The sequence below is a fragment of the Pseudomonas sp. FFPRI_1 genome, from assembly GCF_055384485.1.
In genome coordinates this window covers 3,344,036-3,360,511 of the sequence record NZ_AP029168.1, presented here as the reverse complement: position 1 = coordinate 3,360,511, position 16,476 = coordinate 3,344,036, and the positions used below count along the sequence as shown (strand labels likewise).

Below are 16,476 nucleotides of genomic sequence, written 5' to 3'. Positions count from 1 at the left end.
ATGAACGATCACAACAACAATATCCAGCTGGACACCGCCATGACCACCACCACCATGACCATGATCCAGGCCCTGCGCTCGGCCATGGATGTGATGCTCGAGCGTGACGACAACGTCGTGGTCTTCGGCCAGGACGTCGGCTACTTCGGCGGCGTGTTCCGCTGCACCGAAGGCCTGCAGGCCAAGTACGGCACCTCGCGGGTGTTCGACGCGCCGATCTCAGAAAGCGGCATCGTCGGCGCAGCCATCGGCATGGGCGCCTACGGCCTGCGCCCGGTGGCGGAAATCCAGTTCGCCGACTACGTCTACCCGGCCTCGGACCAGATCATTTCCGAGGCCGCGCGCCTGCGCTATCGCTCCGCCGGCCAGTTCACCGCGCCGATGACCCTGCGCATGCCCTGCGGCGGCGGGATCTACGGCGGCCAGACCCACAGCCAGAGCATCGAGGCGATGTTCACCCAGGTCTGCGGCCTGCGCACCGTGATGCCGTCCAACCCCTATGACGCCAAGGGCCTGCTGATCGCCTCCATCGAGAACGATGACCCGGTGATCTTCCTCGAACCCAAGCGCCTGTATAACGGCCCGTTCGATGGTCACCACGATCGCCCGGTCACCCCCTGGTCGAAACACCCCGCGGCCCAGGTGCCGGACGGCTACTACAAGGTGCCCCTGGACGTGGCAGCCATCGCCCGCCCGGGCAAGGACGTGACCATCCTCACCTACGGCACCACGGTGTATGTGTCGCAAGTGGCGGCCGAGGAAACCGGCATCGACGCCGAGGTCATCGACCTGCGCAGCCTGTGGCCCCTGGACCTGGACACCATCGTCAAGTCGGTGAAGAAGACCGGCCGTTGCGTGGTGGTACACGAAGCCACCCGCACCTGCGGCTTCGGCGCCGAACTGGTGTCGCTGGTGCAGGAACACTGCTTCCACCACCTGGAAGCCCCGATCGAGCGCGTTACCGGTTGGGATACGCCGTATCCCCACGCGCAGGAGTGGGCATATTTCCCAGGGCCGTCCCGAGTGGGCGCGGCGCTGCAACGGGTCATGGAGGTCTGAATGGGCACGCACGTTATCAAGATGCCGGACATCGGCGAAGGCATCGCGGAAGTAGAACTGGCGCAGTGGCATGTCAAGGTCGGTGACCAGGTCGTGGAAGACCAGGTGCTGGCGGACGTGATGACCGACAAGGCGATGGTGGACATCCCCTCCCCGGTGCACGGCAAGGTCATTTCCCTGGGCGGCGAGCCCGGTGAAGTGATGGCGGTAGGCAGCATCCTCATCAGCATCGAAGTCGAAGGCGCGGGCAACCTCAAGGAGTCTGCCCAGGCAACTGCACCGGCAGCCAAAGAGCCGGCTGCTATTAATAAGCCTGCAGCCGCCCTGCCGGTGGCCGCCGCAGCCCAGGCGGAAAAACCCGTCGCCAGCCAAGCCGCCGCCTGCCGCCCAGCGCCCCAGGCGCCGGTGGCGCGGGAAGCCGACGAACGCCCCCTGGCCTCGCCGGCGGTGCGCAAGCACGCCCTGGACCTGGGCATCCAGCTGCGCCTGGTGCAAGGCAGCGGCCCGGCCGGACGCATCCTCCACGAAGACCTGGACGCCTACCTGGCCCAGGACAGCCAGCCGCTCAAGGGCTACTCGGCGCCGGGGGCCGGTTATGCCGAACGCCACGACGAAGAGCAGATCCAGGTGATCGGCATGCGCCGCAAGATCGCCCAGCGCATGCAGGAATCCACCCAGCGCGCCGCGCACTTCAGCTATGTCGAGGAAGTGGACGTCACCGCCCTGGAAGAGCTGCGCATCCACCTCAATGAAAAGCACGGCGCCACCCGCGGCAAGCTGACCCTGCTGCCGTTCCTGGTACGGGCCATGGTCGTTGCCCTGCGCGACTTCCCGCAGATCAACGCCCGCTACGACGATGAAGCCCAGGTCATCACCCGCCTCGGCGCGGTGCATGTCGGGGTCGCTACCCAGAGCGACGTCGGCCTGATGGTGCCGGTGGTGCGTCACGCCGAAGCCCGCAGCCTATGGGGCAACGCCGAGGAAATCTCGCGCCTGGCCCAGGCCGCCCGCAGTGGCAAGGCCGCCCGGGATGAACTGTCCGGCTCCACCATCACCCTCACCAGCCTCGGCGCCCTGGGCGGAATCGTCAGCACCCCGGTGCTGAACCTGCCGGAAGTGGCGATTGTCGGGGTCAACCGCATTGTCGAGCGGCCCATGGTGATCAAGGGCCAGATCGTGATCCGCAAGATGATGAACCTCTCCAGCTCCTTCGATCATCGGGTGGTCGACGGCATGGACGCTGCGCAATTCATCCAGGCCATTCGCGGCCTGCTCGAACAACCCGCCACGCTGTTTGTGGAGTAAGACATGCCTCAGACTCTCAATACCCAGCTGCTGATCATCGGCGGCGGCCCCGGCGGTTACGTGGCGGCGATCCGCGCCGGCCAGCTGGGCATCTCCACCATTCTGGTGGAGGGCCAGGCCCTGGGCGGCACCTGCCTGAACATCGGCTGCATCCCGTCCAAGGCGCTGATCCATGTCGCCGAGCAGTTCCATCAGACCCGCCACCACAGCCAGGGCTCGGCCCTGGGCATCGAAGTGGCGGCGCCAACCCTGAACATCGGCAAGAGCGTGGAATGGAAGGACGGCATCGTCGACCGCCTGACCACCGGGGTTGCCGCGCTGTTGAAGAAAAACAAGGTCCAGGTGATCCAGGGCTGGGCCAAGGTCATCGACGGCAAGACCGTGGAGATCGACGGCGCCGACACCCGCATCCAGTGCGAGCACCTGCTGCTGGCCACCGGTTCGAAAAGCGTCAACCTGCCGATGCTGCCCCTCGGCGGGCCGATCATCTCCTCCACCGAGGCCCTGGCGCCCAAGACCCTGCCCAAGCGCCTGAGCGTGGTCGGCGGCGGCTACATCGGCCTGGAGCTGGGCATCGCCTACCGCAAGCTCGGGGTCGAAGTCAGCGTGGTCGAGGCCCAGGAGCGCATCCTTCCGGCCTATGACGCCGAGCTGACCCAGCCGGTGCTCGAATCGGTGAAACAGTTGGGGATCAAGCTCTACCTCAAGCACAGCGTGCTCGGCTTCGACGCCGCCAGCAGCAGCCTGCAGGTGCGCGAGCCCAACGGCGACACCCTGAACCTGGCCACCGACCAGGTGCTGGTGGCGGTGGGCCGCAAGCCCAACACCCAGGGCTGGAACCTGGAAGCCCTGAACCTGGACATGAACGGCGCGGCGATCAAGATCGACAACCGCTGCCAGACCAGCATGCGCAACGTCTGGGCCATCGGCGACCTCAGCGGTGAGCCGATGCTCGCGCACCGGGCCATGGCCCAGGGCGAGATGGTCGCCGAGCTGATCGCCGGCAAGCACCGCGAGTTCAACCCGGCGGCAATCCCGGCGGTGTGCTTCACCGACCCGGAACTGGTGGTGGTGGGCAAGACCCCGGACGAAGCCAAGTCGGCCGGCCTGGATTGCATCGTCAGCAGCTTCCCGTTCGCGGCCAATGGCCGGGCCATGACCCTGGAATCGAAAAGCGGTTTCGTGCGGGTGGTGGCGCGACGGGACAATCACCTGATTGTCGGCTGGCAGGCGGTGGGGGTCGGGGTCTCCGAATTGTCCACGGCCTTCGGTCAGTCCCTGGAAATGGGCGCACGCCTGGAAGACATCGGCGGCACCATCCACGCCCACCCGACCCTGGGTGAAGCGGTCCAGGAAGCAGCGCTGCGAGCACTGGGCCACGCCCTGCATCTGTAAGCATTCAGGGGCACACAGGACACTGCCCAGGTAGGAGCGAGCTTGCTCGCGAAAGGGCTGACGGGGATAGCCACGCGTTCGCGCCGAGGCCTTCGCGAGCAAGCTCGCTCCTACAGGGGCTATGGGGGCTGTTATGGGGACGCTTCATAAGCAGGCTATGTTTTTTTGCTCCCCCTCCCATCGTCCGGGATGCGGGACGCCCCCGGAATGCAGTATTGTTGTGCCCATCCAAAAAACGTCAGAAGCCTTGAGCCGTTCCGACGGTTGTTAAGCGATAGAGGGTGTCATGGGTAACGAAAGCATCAATTGGGACAAGCTGGGTTTTGACTACATCAAGACAGACAAGCGCTATCTGTCGCACTGGCGTAATGGCGAGTGGGACAAGGGCACCTTGACCGCTGACAACGTGCTGCACATCAGCGAGGGCTCCACCGCCCTGCACTATGGCCAGCAATGTTTCGAAGGCCTGAAGGCCTACCGCTGCAAGGACGGCTCGATCAACCTGTTCCGCCCGGACCAGAACGCCGCCCGCATGCAGCGCAGCTGCGCACGCCTGCTGATGCCCCAGGTGCCCACCGAGCAGTTCATCGAGGCCTGCAAGGAAGTGGTTCGCGCCAACGAGCGCTTCATCCCGCCTTACGGCACCGGCGGCGCCCTGTACCTGCGCCCGTTCGTGATCGGCGTCGGCGACAACATCGGCGTGCGTACCGCGCCGGAGTTCATCTTCTCGATCTTCGCCATCCCGGTCGGCGCCTACTTCAAGGGCGGCCTGACCCCGCACAACTTCCTGATCTCCAGCTACGACCGTGCAGCCCCGCAAGGCACCGGCGCGGCCAAGGTCGGTGGCAACTACGCCGCCAGCCTGATGCCCGGCTCCGAGGCCAAGAAGGCGCACTTCGCCGACTGCATCTACCTCGACCCGCTGACCCACCGCAAGATCGAGGAAGTCGGCTCGGCCAACTTCTTCGGCATCACCCACGATGACAAGTTCGTCACCCCGAACTCGCCTTCCGTGCTGCCAGGCATCACCCGCCTGTCGCTGATCGAACTGGCCAAGACCCGCCTGGGCCTGGAAGTGATCGAGGGCGACGTGTTCATCGACAAGCTGTCGGACTTCAAGGAAGCCGGTGCCTGCGGTACCGCCGCCGTGATCACCCCGATCGGCGGCATCGAATACCAGAACAAGCTGCACGTGTTCTATAGCGAAAAAGAAGTCGGCCCGATCACCCAGAAGCTCTACAAAGAGCTGACCGGCGTGCAGACCGGCGACGTTGAAGCGCCAGCGGGCTGGATCGTCAAGGTCTGATCCCCCCTGCTTCAGCCAGGCCCGCCCCTGCTTGCCAGGGGCGGGCTTTTTCATGCCTGGAATCTGTCTGTGCGTTCCTGGCAGAGCGGCGTCAGACTTTTCTTGCGGAGCTTTGGCAACGATCCATAGGACAAGCTTTATCATTCGGACCTCAGCGCCTCCCTCAACCTCGACAACCGGTTCGATCGCAGCGGCTACAGCAACGCCGGTTCCTGCGGCAACCAGGGTGCCCCGCGCAACCTGACGACCAGCTTCAAGTACAGTTGCTGCCGAGGGCCGAGCCCCACCAGGTGGCGCCTTGCCACAGCCCGCGGTGCCCGTCTTCCTCTCGACGAAGGCGGGTCCCTCCCTAGAGGCCGGTTCCGAACAACTTCAACACCTGTCGCGCCCCGTCCACCACCAGCAACGCAGCCTGGGAGGCCATGAAGGTGTAGAGGAAGCTGCCGATCAACACACAGAGTTCGAACCAGACGAACATCGGCCAGTTGTCAGCACGCAATGGCCGATCCTGCATGAGTTGCCGCACCGCGTTGCGCGGCAGGTGATAGACAATCTCGAAAATCTTCGTCTCGCGAAAATTCTTCAACAGCGCATACAGCACGGCAAACCCGGTGACGGCTGCCATCCACCAGAATCCGAAGAGCTCCACAGCGCTCTGCCCCTGCCCGTGGTAGCGAGTACTTTGCTGGAAGAAATGCACCCCCACCGCCGAAACCACGGGCATGACCACCCCGAAGTAGATCACCAGCCCCAGGCTGGCCATGGCCACACCGCTGGCAAACACGCTGATGCGGATCACCCAGGCCAGGAACCCGGGGGAGAACTTCGAATAGGCCCTTTGCGTTTCGATCACCAGCAAGGGGATCAGCATGGTCAGCACCCCCACTGCGATGTCCACGGCCTTGAACCCGGTCTTGGGCAACAGCAAGGCCATCAGGAAGGTCGCGCCCCGGCTGCCGATCCGCCACATCATCTTGGCGTCGTCGCTGACGGTCTTCGACCAGAACACCTCGGTAATCCCTTTGCCGTCATCCATGGCTGCCTGCCTCATTGTTCGAAGCCGCCCATTGTCATGGATGGCCCCGACCAATGCCCAGGGCTATCGCTGTGCACCTGGCCAATCCGCTTGCCCGGCCGCGCCGCCACGGCGCTGGCCTGGCCATCACGCTGCTTGCCGTGGCGGGCTTCGCTGATCAGTGCGGGAATCAGCGGGCCTTCCGGCAGGTGCTTCCAGAACCGCGCCGGCAAATGCCCCTGCATGGCCTTGGGGTTGAGCCGTGCCGGGTTGAAGATATGGCTGTAGTAGGCCAGCCACAGGTCGCCCTTGGGGTCTTCGATGGTCTGCGCCAGGTGTTGCCAGGCACGCGGGCACTGGCGCAGGTGGATCAGCCGCTGGCCGTCATAGCAGACCCCGTCCCGGGGCGTGGCGATGATCCAGCGCTGACGCCCCACGCGTCCGATGAAGTGCTCGCTGGCACTGGCCAGGATGTCGTGGGCCGGCTCGTGCCAGGCCACGTACTGCGGCTGCTCTGCGAGGTTCGAGCGGCCTTCGGGCACGCTGACGAAGCGGACGAAGGCATGCAGGTGATGGGCCTCGCGGTCCACCTGCCTGATCCGTCGTTGCAGCTCGCTGCCCAGCGCATCGCCGCTGAGCATCGCCGTGCGATCACCGTGTGCGACCCGCCACAGCACTTCGTACAGCAGGCTCCAGCGCTGCTCTCCGCACCAGGCACCGGCCCGCTCCAGCAGTGGCAACAGCGCCAGGGGAATGCGCGCGCGAAAAGGGCCCGGCTCCTGGGCGAGGTCTTCATCGCTGGCGAACAGGTCGGCTGCCTGCTTGCCGGACCAACTGACCCGGCTCGGGTCGATGGAATGGCTGAGCAGCCAGCGCGCCTGCTGGCGCCAGGTGTCGAACAGGTCGTCGCAGTCCAGGCTGATCATCCCCACAGCCCCATCTGCTGCGGCTGCGGGCGATCGCGCAGTTGCTGGTAGAGCGAGGCACTGCTGCTTTCCGCCTGCTGCGGGTGATAGTCGCTGGTGATGAAGAACGGCTTGGCCTTGCTCAGCACGCAGCGCATGCGCGCCAGGTCTTCGAAGCGGATCCGCCGCTCGCGGCGCAACGCCACCAGGCGCTGGGTGGTGCGCAGGCCAATCCCCGGAATCCGCGAGATCAGCGCCGGCTCGGCGCGGTTCAGGTCGAGGGGAAACACGCTGCGATTCTCCAGGGCCCAGGCCAGCTTGGGGTCGATGTCCAGGGCCAGGTGCCCGGGGCCCTTGAACAGCTCGTTGGCACTAAAACCGTAGCCCCGCAGGAGGAAGTCGGCCTGGTACAGGCGGTGTTCGCGCATCAGCGGCGGCGCCGCCAGGGGCACGCTTTTCGGGCTGTTGGGAATCGGGCTGAAGGCCGAGTAATAGACCCGGCGCAAGCGGAAGTTGCCATACAGCGCCTGGGCACTGTGGAGGATGGTGCTGTCGTCGGTGTCATCGGCGCCGACGATCATCTGGGTGCTCTGCCCGGCCGGGGCGAAACGCGGCGCCCGGGGCTCGTTGAGTACCGTCTGCTCGCCGGTGTAGATGGTCTGCATCGCCTGCTTGATCGAGCCCAGCTGTTTTTCCGGGGCCAGGGTCCTGAGGCCCTGGTCGGTGGGCAACTCGACATTCACGCTGAGGCGATCGGCATAGCGCCCGGCCTGCTCGATCAGCGCCGGGTCGGCATCGGGAATGGTCTTGAGGTGGATGTAGCCGCGAAATTCATGCACCTCGCGCAGCAGCTGCGCCACCCGCACCAACTGCTCCATGGTGTAGTCCGCCGAGCGAATGATCCCGGAGCTGAGAAACAGGCCGCTGACACAATTGCGCCGGTAGAAATCCAGGGTCAGGTGCACCACTTCCTCGGGGCTGAAGCGCGCCCGGGGCACGTCGCTGGAACGACGGTTGACGCAGTACTGGCAGTCATAGAGACAGAAATTGGTCAGCAGGACCTTGAGCAGCGAGACGCAGCGCCCATCCGGGGTATAGCTGTGGCAGATGCCCATGCCGTTGCTCGAACCCAGCCCGCTCTTGCCCTCGGAGCTGCGCTTGGGCGCCCCGCTGCTGGCGCAGGAGGCATCGTACTTGGCCGCATCGGCGAGGATGCTCAACTTGTCGATCAACTGCATGGTCGGGGCCCGGATACTGTTTTTATATACAGTACAGAGTAAAAGCCCGGGACCACAAGGGCGTTGCCGGGGGCAAAGTGAAAAAAATCTCGCCAACCCGTCGGCAGCCTGGTGCTATTGGCGAAAATCCTTAACATACGCCCGCCCCCACGCTCCTCTGGAAAGGACTCTGCGCCATGCATCGCCTCTACCGTTTCTGCCTGTTCGGCATCGCCCTGCTGTCGAGCCTTGCCGCCAGCGCCACGTCAGACAACCAGGCCCTGTTCGACAGGCTGTATGCCGACATCCAGGCCCGGCAAGACTGGCAAGCCCAGGCCAGGCAATGCCCCGGCGACAACATGCCGGCCAGGACCGCGACACGCAGCATGCAAGCCAACCGCTGTGCATCCCCTGGGCAACTGGAGGCCTGCCTGCAGCGCTGCGAAGCCGGCGACGGCAACGACTGCTACTGGCTGGCAACCACCCTGCAACAGGCAAAGGGCCCCGCGGACGGCTATGAAGCGCTGTACCAGCGCGCCTGCAGCCTGGGGCTGGTCTCCGGATGCACCAACCGCGCCGCTGGCATGCTCACGGCCGATGCCGACAGCCAGGCCGTCCGGCACTGTGCGGTGCAGACCTTCAACAAGGCCTGTGAGCTGGATGATCCCTGGGCCTGCACCATGTACGGCTTCCACCTGAGCCGGGGCATAGGCGTAACCCCCGATGTCAACCTGGCATTGAAGGTGCTGGAAAAGTCCTGCAAGCACGGCCCCGCCGACCCGGCCTGCAGCGGCGCCCGCCAATTGCAGGAAGAAATCCGCAACGCCGTTGAGGCGGCGAAACGCTGAATCCCTGCGCCTGCTCGCGAGGCGGCTGGGTTCTCAAGAGCTGCGCGGCGCAACCGGGCTTTCGCGGTTGCGCTTGAGACGCTGGCGCAGCCATTCGTAGCCGCTGACCATGACGATCCCCGACAGCACCAGCAGCGCGCCGAAGATGAAGCTCCGCTCCAAGGGCTCGTGCAGCAGCCACACCCCAAAGCCGATGCCGAACAGCGGAGTCATGAACGACAGCACTCCAAGCCGCGAGGCCGGGTAACGGCGCAGCAGCGTGAACCAGATCAGGAAGCTGGCGAAGGACACCACCAGCACCTGGAACCCCAGGCTGGCGATCACCAGGGGAGTGAAATGGATCCGTGTCTGGCCGAACAGCAGGGCCGCCAGGCCGAGCCAGACGAACGCCCCCAGCAACTGGTATTGCAGAGTGCGGGTGGTCGGGCTGGAAGCCAGCCGCGAACAGCGCACCACCACCGTGGTGGCGCCCCAGGCAACCCCGCCCAGCACCCCGAGAAAATCCCCCAGCAGCACATTGCTGCCGCCACCGTGTCCGGCCGTGGAGGGTCCGCTGAAGGCCACGACTATGCCGCCAAAGGCCACGCCGATGCCCAGCCATTGCGCAGGTTTGAGGCGCTCGGCGGGCATCAGCCAATGCAACCCGAGGGCGGCGAAGATCGGCGCGGTATAGAGAAAGATCGCCATGTGCGAGGCCGTGGTGTAGCGCAACCCTTCACCCACCAGCAGAAACTCCAGGGCGAACAACCCGCCCACCAGCAGGCCCGGACGCCAGTGGCCATCACCCAGCCCCAGGCTCTCGCCGCGCCAGCGCATCAGCAGCCCCACCAGCAGCGCCGCGCCGCCGGAACGCAGGGCAATCTGCAGCACGGGGGCAATGTCCGGCGCAGTAGCCTTGAGCGCCACCTGTTGCAGGCCCCAGATCGCGCACAGGCCGACCATCAGGCTACAGGCGGTGGCATCCAGGGGTTGGCGAGTGGCCATGGCAGATCCTTCATGGAGAAAAAGTGATGAAGGATTGTCCGCCTGACAGTTTTCCTAGATATAGTTTTATTCCGCCAGCCCATAGCACTTATCCGCCAACCGGTGCCCACCGTGAACAAAGCCGCGCAACTGCTGCACCTGCCCCCTTTCAGCGAAGCCCTGCCGGCGCCGATCTTCTTTCGCGCGGCCAACCTGCCGGCCCACGCCACCTACCCACGCCACCGCCATCCCTGGGGCGAGTTCGTCTACGCCTACAGCGGGGTGATGGAAATCGAATTGGGCGACCACCATTACCTGGCGCCACCACAGTACGGCATCTGGCTGCCGCCCAATGTCGAGCACATGGGGTTCAACCGCCACGAAGCCTGCCACTGCTCGCTGTACCTGGCGCCCGAGCTGTGCACCGCCCTGCCCGCCCGGCACTGCGCCCTGAGCCTCAGCCCGCTGGTCCTGGCGCTCCTGGACGACCTGCGCCAGGCGCCGCCGGGGCTGCCCCAGAACGACGAACAACAGCGTCTGCTGCAGGTGCTGGTGGACAAGCTGGGGCATGCCTCCTGCGCCGGCAGCTACCTGCCCTCTTCCGATGACCCGCTGCTGGGGCCGGTGCTGCGCACCCTCAAGGCCAACCCCGGAGACCCGCGCTCGCTGCCGCAACTGGCCCATGCCGCCCACACCAGCGAGCGCACGCTGATGCGTCGCAGCCAGCAGGAGCTGGGCATGTCCCTGAGCGAATGGCGTCAGCGCTTGAAAGTGGTGCAGGCCCTGGCCTTGCTGGAACAGGGCCAGACCGTGGAAAGCATTGGCCTGGACCTGGGCTACAGCAGCGCCTCAGCCTTTATCAGCATGTTCCGGCGGATGATGGGCACCACACCGGATGAGTACCGCCGTCAATCCATGGGGCGGGACTGAGCCCGCGCACCTATTGATGCTGAACCTGCATCATTGAACTGACCTGCACCTGCGCGTGCATCTGCTCCATCCCTCCTCCCCGGCGCATGCCGCGCACCGGGCAGGCATCCAGGTAGTCCAGGCCCACCGCCAGTTTCAGGTGGCGCTCGGGCCGGGCCAGGCGGTTGGTCACATCGAAGCTGTACCAGCCGTCGTCGAGCCAGGCTTCGGCCCAGGCATGGCTGGCCAGGTGGCTCTGGTCCTCGGTGCACAGGTAGCCGGAGGCATAGCGCGCGGGAATCCCCAGGCTGCGGGCACAGGCCAGGAACGCATGGGTGTGGTCCTGGCAGACCCCGGCGCCTCCGGCAAAGGCTTCGGCGGCCGTGCTGCCGACTCCGGTGGCACCCGGACGGTAAGGCATGTGTTCGGCCAGGGCCTGCATCAGGTCGATCAAGGCCGCGCGATCACGGCGTTGGCCGCAGTGGCGCCGGGCAAACTCGCTCAGGGCAAGGTCGGCCTGGCTCAGGTGGCTGCTGCGCAGGAACGGCAGCGGCGACTGGCTGTCGCCCTCCACGTCCTGGTCCGGGTCGATCCGCACCTCGCCAAAGGCTGAGAGGACAATCGCCCCGTGGGGCTCGTCGAGGGTCATGACGTGGAGGATGTTGCCGTAGGGATCACGCTGGGCGCGCACCCGGCGTGGCAACTCCAGGTGCCATTCGAGGATCTGCTGGCGCGTGCTGTCCTGAGGCGTGAGGCGCAGGAACTGGATGCTGGTGCAGACTTCGTCGGCATAGCTGTAGGTCGTGTCGTGACGAATGGACAGTTTCATACCACCTCCAGATAGGACTCGTGCACGGTCTGCCCCAGGTGGCGGACCTGGGCGATGGACTCGGTCAGCCATTGGTGCAGTCCGGAATCGAGGATCTCGTTGATCCCGGTGTAGCGCAGGCGCGCGTTCAACTCGGCAGCCAGGCGCTGGGCCGGGCGGCCGTTGTCTCCCGGCAGGCCGGCGAGGATCTGGTCCAGCTCCTCGATGCAGGCGTGCAGGGAACGCGGCACATCGGCCCGCAACAGCAGCATCTCGGACACCTGCTCGGCGCCCGGAGCATTGCGGTAGATCTCGTTGAACGCCTCGAAGGACGACAAGGCACGAAGCAAGGCGCTCCACTGGTAGTAGCCGCGGGCCGAGTCGTCGCTGACTTCCTCGGATTCCTCGCCGAACATTTCATAACGCACGTCCAGCAGGCGCAGGGTGTTGTCGGCGCGCTCGATGAAGGTCCCCAGGCGAATGAAGCGGTAGGCGTCGTTGCGCATGATGGTGCCGGCGGTGGCACCGCGAAACAGATGGGAGCGCTCCTTGACCCACTCGCAGAACTGGCTGATGCCGTAGCGCCCCAGGCCATTGCGGGCGATGTTGCGCATCTCCAGCCAGGTGGCGTTGATGTTCTCCCACATGTCTGCGGTGATCCGCCCGCGCACCGCGTGGGCATTGCTGCGGGCGGCCCGCAGGCAGCTGTAGATGCTCCCCGGGTTGCTGTCGTCGAGGGCGAAGAAATGCAGCATGCGCTCGGTGTTGAGTTCACCGTGGTGCTGGTGGTAATCCTCCAGGGTGCCGGCCGCCAGCAACGACATGGCCAGCTCGGCATGGCCATCGCCGCGCCCGGCCTGGGGCATCAGCGACAGCGAATAGCTGACTTCGAGCATGCGCGCCAGGTTCTCTGCGCGCTCCAGGTAGCGGGACATCCAGTACAGGTCTGCAGCGGTTCTTGAAAGCATGGTTCAGTCCTCCACCACCCAAGTGTCCTTGGTGCCGCCGCCCTGGGACGAGTTCACCACCAGCGAGCCCTCGCGCAGGGCCACCCGGGTCAGGCCGCCGGGCACCAGGCGGGTCTCGCGGCCGGACAGCACAAAGGGGCGCAAATCGATATGCCGCGGGGCGATGCCGCTGTCGACGAAGGTCGGGCAGGTCGACAACGACAGTGTGGGTTGAGCGATATAGGCCTCGGGCCGGGCCTTGAGCCGGGCGCGGAACTCCTCGATCTCCGCCGCCGTGGCCGCCGGGCCCACCAGCATGCCGTAACCGCCGGAGCCCTGGGTTTCCTTGACCACCAGGTCCGCCAGGTTGGCCAGTACATGGGACAGTTCAGCGGGCTTGCGGCATTGCCAAGTGGGCACGTTGTTGAGGATCGGCTCCTCGCTGAGGTAGAAGCGGATCATCTCGTCGACATAGGGGTAGATCGACTTGTCGTCGGCGACCCCGGTGCCCACGGCGTTGGCCAGCACCACGTTGCCGCAGCGGTAGGCGGCAATCAGCCCGGGCACCCCGAGCATCGAGTCGGGGTTGAATGACAGCGGGTCGAGGTAGGCATCGTCCAGGCGCCGGTAGATCACATCCACCGCCTGGGCACCGGCGGTGGTGCGCATGAACACCCGGTCGTCACGCACGAACAGATCGGCGCCTTCGACCAGCTCCACGCCCATCTCCCGGGCCAGGAACGCGTGTTCGAAATAGGCGCTGTTGAAGCGTCCCGGGGTCAGCACCACCACGGTCGGGTTATCCAGCGGGCTGGAGCTCTTCAGGGTGTCGAGCAGCAGGTTCGGGTAGTGGTCGATGGGCGCCACCCGCTGGGCGGCGAACAGCTCGGGAAACAGGCGCATCATCATCTTGCGGTCTTCGAGCATGTAGCTGACGCCGCTGGGGGTGCGCAGGTTGTCTTCGAGCACGTAGTAGCGGCCATCACCATCGCGCACCAGGTCGACCCCGGCGATGTGGGCATAGATTCCCCGGTGCAGGTCCTGGCCCTGCATGGCCATCTGATAGCCTTGGTTGGCCAGCACCTGCTCGGCGGGAATGATGCCCTCCTTGAGAATCCGCTGAGCGTGATAGATGTCGGCAAGAAACAGGTTCAGCGCCTGCACCCGCTGGATGCAGCCGCGCTCCACGGTGCGCCATTCGCTGGCCTTGATGCTGCGGGGAATGATGTCGAAGGGAATCAGGCGCTCGGTGCCCTGCTCGTCGCCATACAGGGTGAAGGTGATGCCGGCGCGATGGAACAGCAGGTCGGCTTCGCGCCGGCGCTGGTCCAGCAGTTCCAGGGGGGTGTCCGCCAGCCACTGGGCGAAGGCTTGGTAGTGAGGGCGGCAGGCGCCGCTGGCGGCATACATCTCATCAAAAAAAGCGCGGGACATTGCCACTCCTTGCCGTCAGGTCAACGGCTTCTTATCTGAATCCTGTGTGGGTGAAACCCGGCTTCACGCTTGTACAGGGGGCCCTGGTCTTCGAGCACCTCCTGAATCCCTCGATCGGGGCGGCGATGCCGGCCCCTGGAACTGTGATAGCAATCGCTATGCCGCAAATGCACAAGCACCCACACCGGCAGCGGCCCAGCTCGGCCGGCCCAGCCTATGCGACAAATAGATTCAAAAAGGCGACAAAACATTCATCCAGCCATGGGCATCGCTGATGCCCCCTGGGCTTCAAGCGGGGGTCATTCGGGGGCCGGACGAGCAGAATCGGTGCATCAAGCCTGGGAAGGGTTTTCTTTTGCCCCGTTATCGGGAGTTTTCCGCACCGGGCCGGGCATTTCTCCCTGCGCCCGGCCCGGGCCAGCACAGGCTGCGCACCATTGAGGTTCAAGGGCCCGGCCGGCTCCCCCGGGAGAGCACTGGCGTCGGCTCAGGTGCGCCCAGGCAAGCGCTTGAGGATCCGCGCCACCGCCTGCTGCGGGGACAGCTGCGCGCTGTCCAGGCGCAGGTCCGGCTCCCACGGCTGGTAGTCGTGGTCGAGCACCGACTGCCAGCTCGGCGGCTGCAGGCCCGGTACATCCAGCTGCCGGGTCTCGACCCGCCGCCGGTGTTCCTCAAGGTCGGAACACACCACTTCGATCTCCAGCAGCCCGACTCCCGAGTGGCCGGCCAGTTCGCGCCAGGCCTGGCGGCTCTCGGCCACCGGATTGACACAGTCCGCCAGCACCGGGTTGCCCAGGGCCAGGTTGGCCTGGGCCAGTTGTAGGGCCAGTTGATAGCCGGCCTTGCCGACCTCTGCCAGGCCGGCGTTGCGCAAGCCTTGTTCGAGGCTGTCGATACGCAGGTAGGTGGCCTTCAGGTGTGGCACCAGGGCGCGGGCGATGGTGGTCTTGCCGGTTCCCGGCAATCCGCTGAAAACAATGAGCATGCAGGTTCTACCCAGGTCGAGGGAGCCCAGCTTCGGCATAAACGCTCCGCGCGTCCAGGCTTTATCGCGCTCTTGGCCCCTGCTGGCGGCAGCAGGAGCGACCCGACACCCGGCCGGCCGCGCGGCCCACCGGCTGACCAGGGCCGTCCGCCAGCCGCGCCTAGCGGACAACGGCCGGCGCAGCTCGCGGCCAGGCCTGCAGGTCGGCGGCCGACATCGGCCGGGCGTACCAGTAGCCCTGGGCCAGGGTGCAGCCCATTTCCAGCAGCAGGCGCCGTTCAAGCGCGGTCTCCACCCCTTCCACCACCAGGCTCATCTGCAGGTTGCGGGCCAGGGCCAGGGAGGCGCCGACCACCGCTCGGCAGCGCGGCTGGCGCACCAGTTCACGGACGAAGTGGGCATCGAGCTTGATCTGGTTGAAGGGCAGCTCACACAGGCGCTGCAAGGACGAATAGCCGGCGCCGAAATCATCGATGGCCAGGTTGCACTCCATCATCCGCAGGCGCACGAGGTTTTCCAGGCTGATGGCCGGGGCCTCCACCAACCCGACCTCGGTGATCTCGAACGTCAGCAACCGCGGCGGAATCCGGTGGCGCTCGATGGCCTGGCGGATGTGCACGACCACCTCGCTGCACGCCAGTTGCCGGGGTTGCAGATTGAAAGCCAGTTCCAGTTCCTCGCCGCGATCCAGCAGTTGGCGCTGCAGCGCCATGCCCTGATCCAGTTGCTGGCGCAAGACCTGGTCCAGCAGGCCTGCGCTTTCCAGTGCCTCGAGAAAGGCTCCCGGGCCCAGCACTCCGAGCTGCGGGTGGTGCCAGCGCATCAGCACCTCGGCGCCGCAACAACTGGCCTGCTGCAGGTTGAACTTGGGCTGGTAATAGGACACGAACTGGTGCTGCTCCACCCCCTGGCGCAACAACTCAGGGCTGACCGCGACCAGCTTCGGCGGCAACGCTGCAGGCAGTTGCGGCTCGTCCTGCCGATAGAACTCGAGCATCGTCTGCAGGTCCGCCAGCGCTGCCGGCTTGCCTACGTCGCCGAGGACGATCAGGCCATGCAGGCTGACCATCTGCAACACTGCCCGGCGCAGGTCGGCCTCGATCAGGCTGAACAGAATCACCGCCCGCACCAGTCGCTCCTCGCTGGCTCGGCGGAGGAACTCCAGGCCGTCCATTCCCGGCATCTGCAGGTCGCAGAGCACGATGTCGGCCGCTCCCTGCTCACGCAACAGGCGCAACGCACTCAAGCCGTCGAACGCTGCCAGGGGCGCCTTCACCCCCAGGCGGCGCAATTGCTCCACTGCCAACAGTTGCTGCACGGGGTGGTCTTCGAGCACCAGTATCTTCAAGGTCTTCACGGGAGCATCCTGGAGTGGAACGG

Annotated in this window: 15 protein-coding genes; 6 read left to right on the top strand and 9 right to left on the bottom strand. The window is 65.7% G+C overall.

Going from position 1 to position 16,476, the window contains the following annotated elements; all coding sequences use genetic code 11:
* The 4 genes from ACZ5BO_RS15010 to ACZ5BO_RS14995 all read left to right on the top strand — a co-directional run bounded on the left by ACZ5BO_RS15010 (position 1) and on the right by ACZ5BO_RS14995 (position 5,065).
* The gene (locus ACZ5BO_RS15010; RefSeq protein ID WP_011060829.1) at positions 1-1,059 is read left to right on the top strand and encodes an alpha-ketoacid dehydrogenase subunit beta; all 1,059 of its coding nucleotides are present in this window, start codon (positions 1-3) and stop codon (positions 1,057-1,059) included.
* Positions 1,060-2,364 carry a dihydrolipoamide acetyltransferase family protein gene (locus ACZ5BO_RS15005; RefSeq protein ID WP_025128097.1) on the top strand — a complete coding sequence of 435 codons (1,305 nt, stop codon included), beginning with the start codon at positions 1,060-1,062 and terminating at the stop codon, positions 2,362-2,364.
* Positions 2,365-2,367: 3 nt separating this feature from the next.
* The gene (gene lpdA / locus ACZ5BO_RS15000; RefSeq protein ID WP_464700715.1) at positions 2,368-3,759 is read left to right on the top strand and encodes a dihydrolipoyl dehydrogenase; all 1,392 of its coding nucleotides are present in this window, start codon (positions 2,368-2,370) and stop codon (positions 3,757-3,759) included.
* 286 nt (positions 3,760-4,045) lie between these two features.
* Complete coding sequence (locus ACZ5BO_RS14995; protein WP_025128095.1) at positions 4,046-5,065, top strand: branched-chain amino acid aminotransferase; 1,020 nt, start codon at positions 4,046-4,048, stop codon at positions 5,063-5,065.
* A gap of 349 nt (positions 5,066-5,414) precedes the next feature.
* Here the strand turns inward: ACZ5BO_RS14995 and ACZ5BO_RS14990 are convergent, their stop codons facing one another.
* From ACZ5BO_RS14990 to ACZ5BO_RS14980, 3 genes are read right to left on the bottom strand one after another with little or no spacing between them, the layout of a single operon-like run.
* Positions 5,415-6,101 carry a hypothetical protein gene (locus tag ACZ5BO_RS14990; protein ID WP_464700713.1) on the bottom strand — a complete coding sequence of 229 codons (687 nt, stop codon included), beginning with the start codon at positions 6,099-6,101 and terminating at the stop codon, positions 5,415-5,417.
* 11 nt (positions 6,102-6,112) lie between these two features.
* Positions 6,113-7,006, bottom strand: coding sequence for a TIGR03915 family putative DNA repair protein (locus tag ACZ5BO_RS14985; protein WP_464700711.1), 894 nt, complete (start codon positions 7,004-7,006; stop codon positions 6,113-6,115).
* Complete coding sequence (locus tag ACZ5BO_RS14980) at positions 7,003-8,223, bottom strand: putative DNA modification/repair radical SAM protein (RefSeq protein WP_025128092.1); 1,221 nt, start codon at positions 8,221-8,223, stop codon at positions 7,003-7,005. Before ACZ5BO_RS14980 ends, ACZ5BO_RS14985 begins: the two co-directional genes overlap by 4 nt.
* A gap of 176 nt (positions 8,224-8,399) precedes the next feature.
* Here ACZ5BO_RS14980 and ACZ5BO_RS14975 point away from each other — a divergent pair, with 176 nt between their 5' ends.
* The gene (locus tag ACZ5BO_RS14975) at positions 8,400-9,050 is read left to right on the top strand and encodes an SEL1-like repeat protein (RefSeq protein ID WP_464700709.1); all 651 of its coding nucleotides are present in this window, start codon (positions 8,400-8,402) and stop codon (positions 9,048-9,050) included.
* 33 nt (positions 9,051-9,083) lie between these two features.
* On the opposite strand, the gene ACZ5BO_RS14970 is transcribed toward ACZ5BO_RS14975, so the two are convergent.
* On the bottom strand, positions 9,084-10,034 hold the full coding sequence (locus ACZ5BO_RS14970) for a DMT family transporter (RefSeq protein ID WP_464700707.1): 951 nt from the start codon (positions 10,032-10,034) through the stop codon (positions 9,084-9,086).
* 111 nt (positions 10,035-10,145) lie between these two features.
* Between ACZ5BO_RS14970 and ACZ5BO_RS14965 the strand changes: the two genes are divergently transcribed.
* The gene (locus ACZ5BO_RS14965) at positions 10,146-10,943 is read left to right on the top strand and encodes an AraC family transcriptional regulator (protein WP_025128089.1); all 798 of its coding nucleotides are present in this window, start codon (positions 10,146-10,148) and stop codon (positions 10,941-10,943) included.
* Between the two features lie 10 nt (positions 10,944-10,953).
* Here the strand turns inward: ACZ5BO_RS14965 and ACZ5BO_RS14960 are convergent, their stop codons facing one another.
* The 5 genes from ACZ5BO_RS14960 to ACZ5BO_RS14940 form a co-directional block, all read right to left on the bottom strand.
* Positions 10,954-11,751: a transglutaminase family protein gene (locus tag ACZ5BO_RS14960; protein ID WP_464700705.1), complete on the bottom strand. Its 798-nt coding sequence runs from the start codon at positions 11,749-11,751 to the stop codon at positions 10,954-10,956.
* A complete protein-coding gene (locus ACZ5BO_RS14955; RefSeq protein WP_025128087.1) occupies positions 11,748-12,698 on the bottom strand; it encodes an alpha-E domain-containing protein in 951 nt (316 codons plus the stop codon). The genes ACZ5BO_RS14960 and ACZ5BO_RS14955 overlap by 4 nt, the downstream gene beginning before the upstream one ends.
* Before the next feature lie 3 nt (positions 12,699-12,701).
* A complete protein-coding gene (locus ACZ5BO_RS14950; RefSeq protein WP_025128086.1) occupies positions 12,702-14,111 on the bottom strand; it encodes a circularly permuted type 2 ATP-grasp protein in 1,410 nt (469 codons plus the stop codon).
* A gap of 487 nt (positions 14,112-14,598) precedes the next feature.
* Positions 14,599-15,096 carry a P-loop nucleotide/nucleoside kinase family protein gene (locus tag ACZ5BO_RS14945; RefSeq protein ID WP_025128085.1) on the bottom strand — a complete coding sequence of 166 codons (498 nt, stop codon included), beginning with the start codon at positions 15,094-15,096 and terminating at the stop codon, positions 14,599-14,601.
* Positions 15,097-15,256: 160 nt separating this feature from the next.
* Positions 15,257-16,453 (bottom strand): EAL domain-containing response regulator, encoded by a 1,197-nt coding sequence (locus tag ACZ5BO_RS14940; RefSeq protein WP_464700703.1) that lies wholly within the window; start codon positions 16,451-16,453, stop codon positions 15,257-15,259.
* Positions 16,454-16,476: the final 23 nt, after the last annotated feature.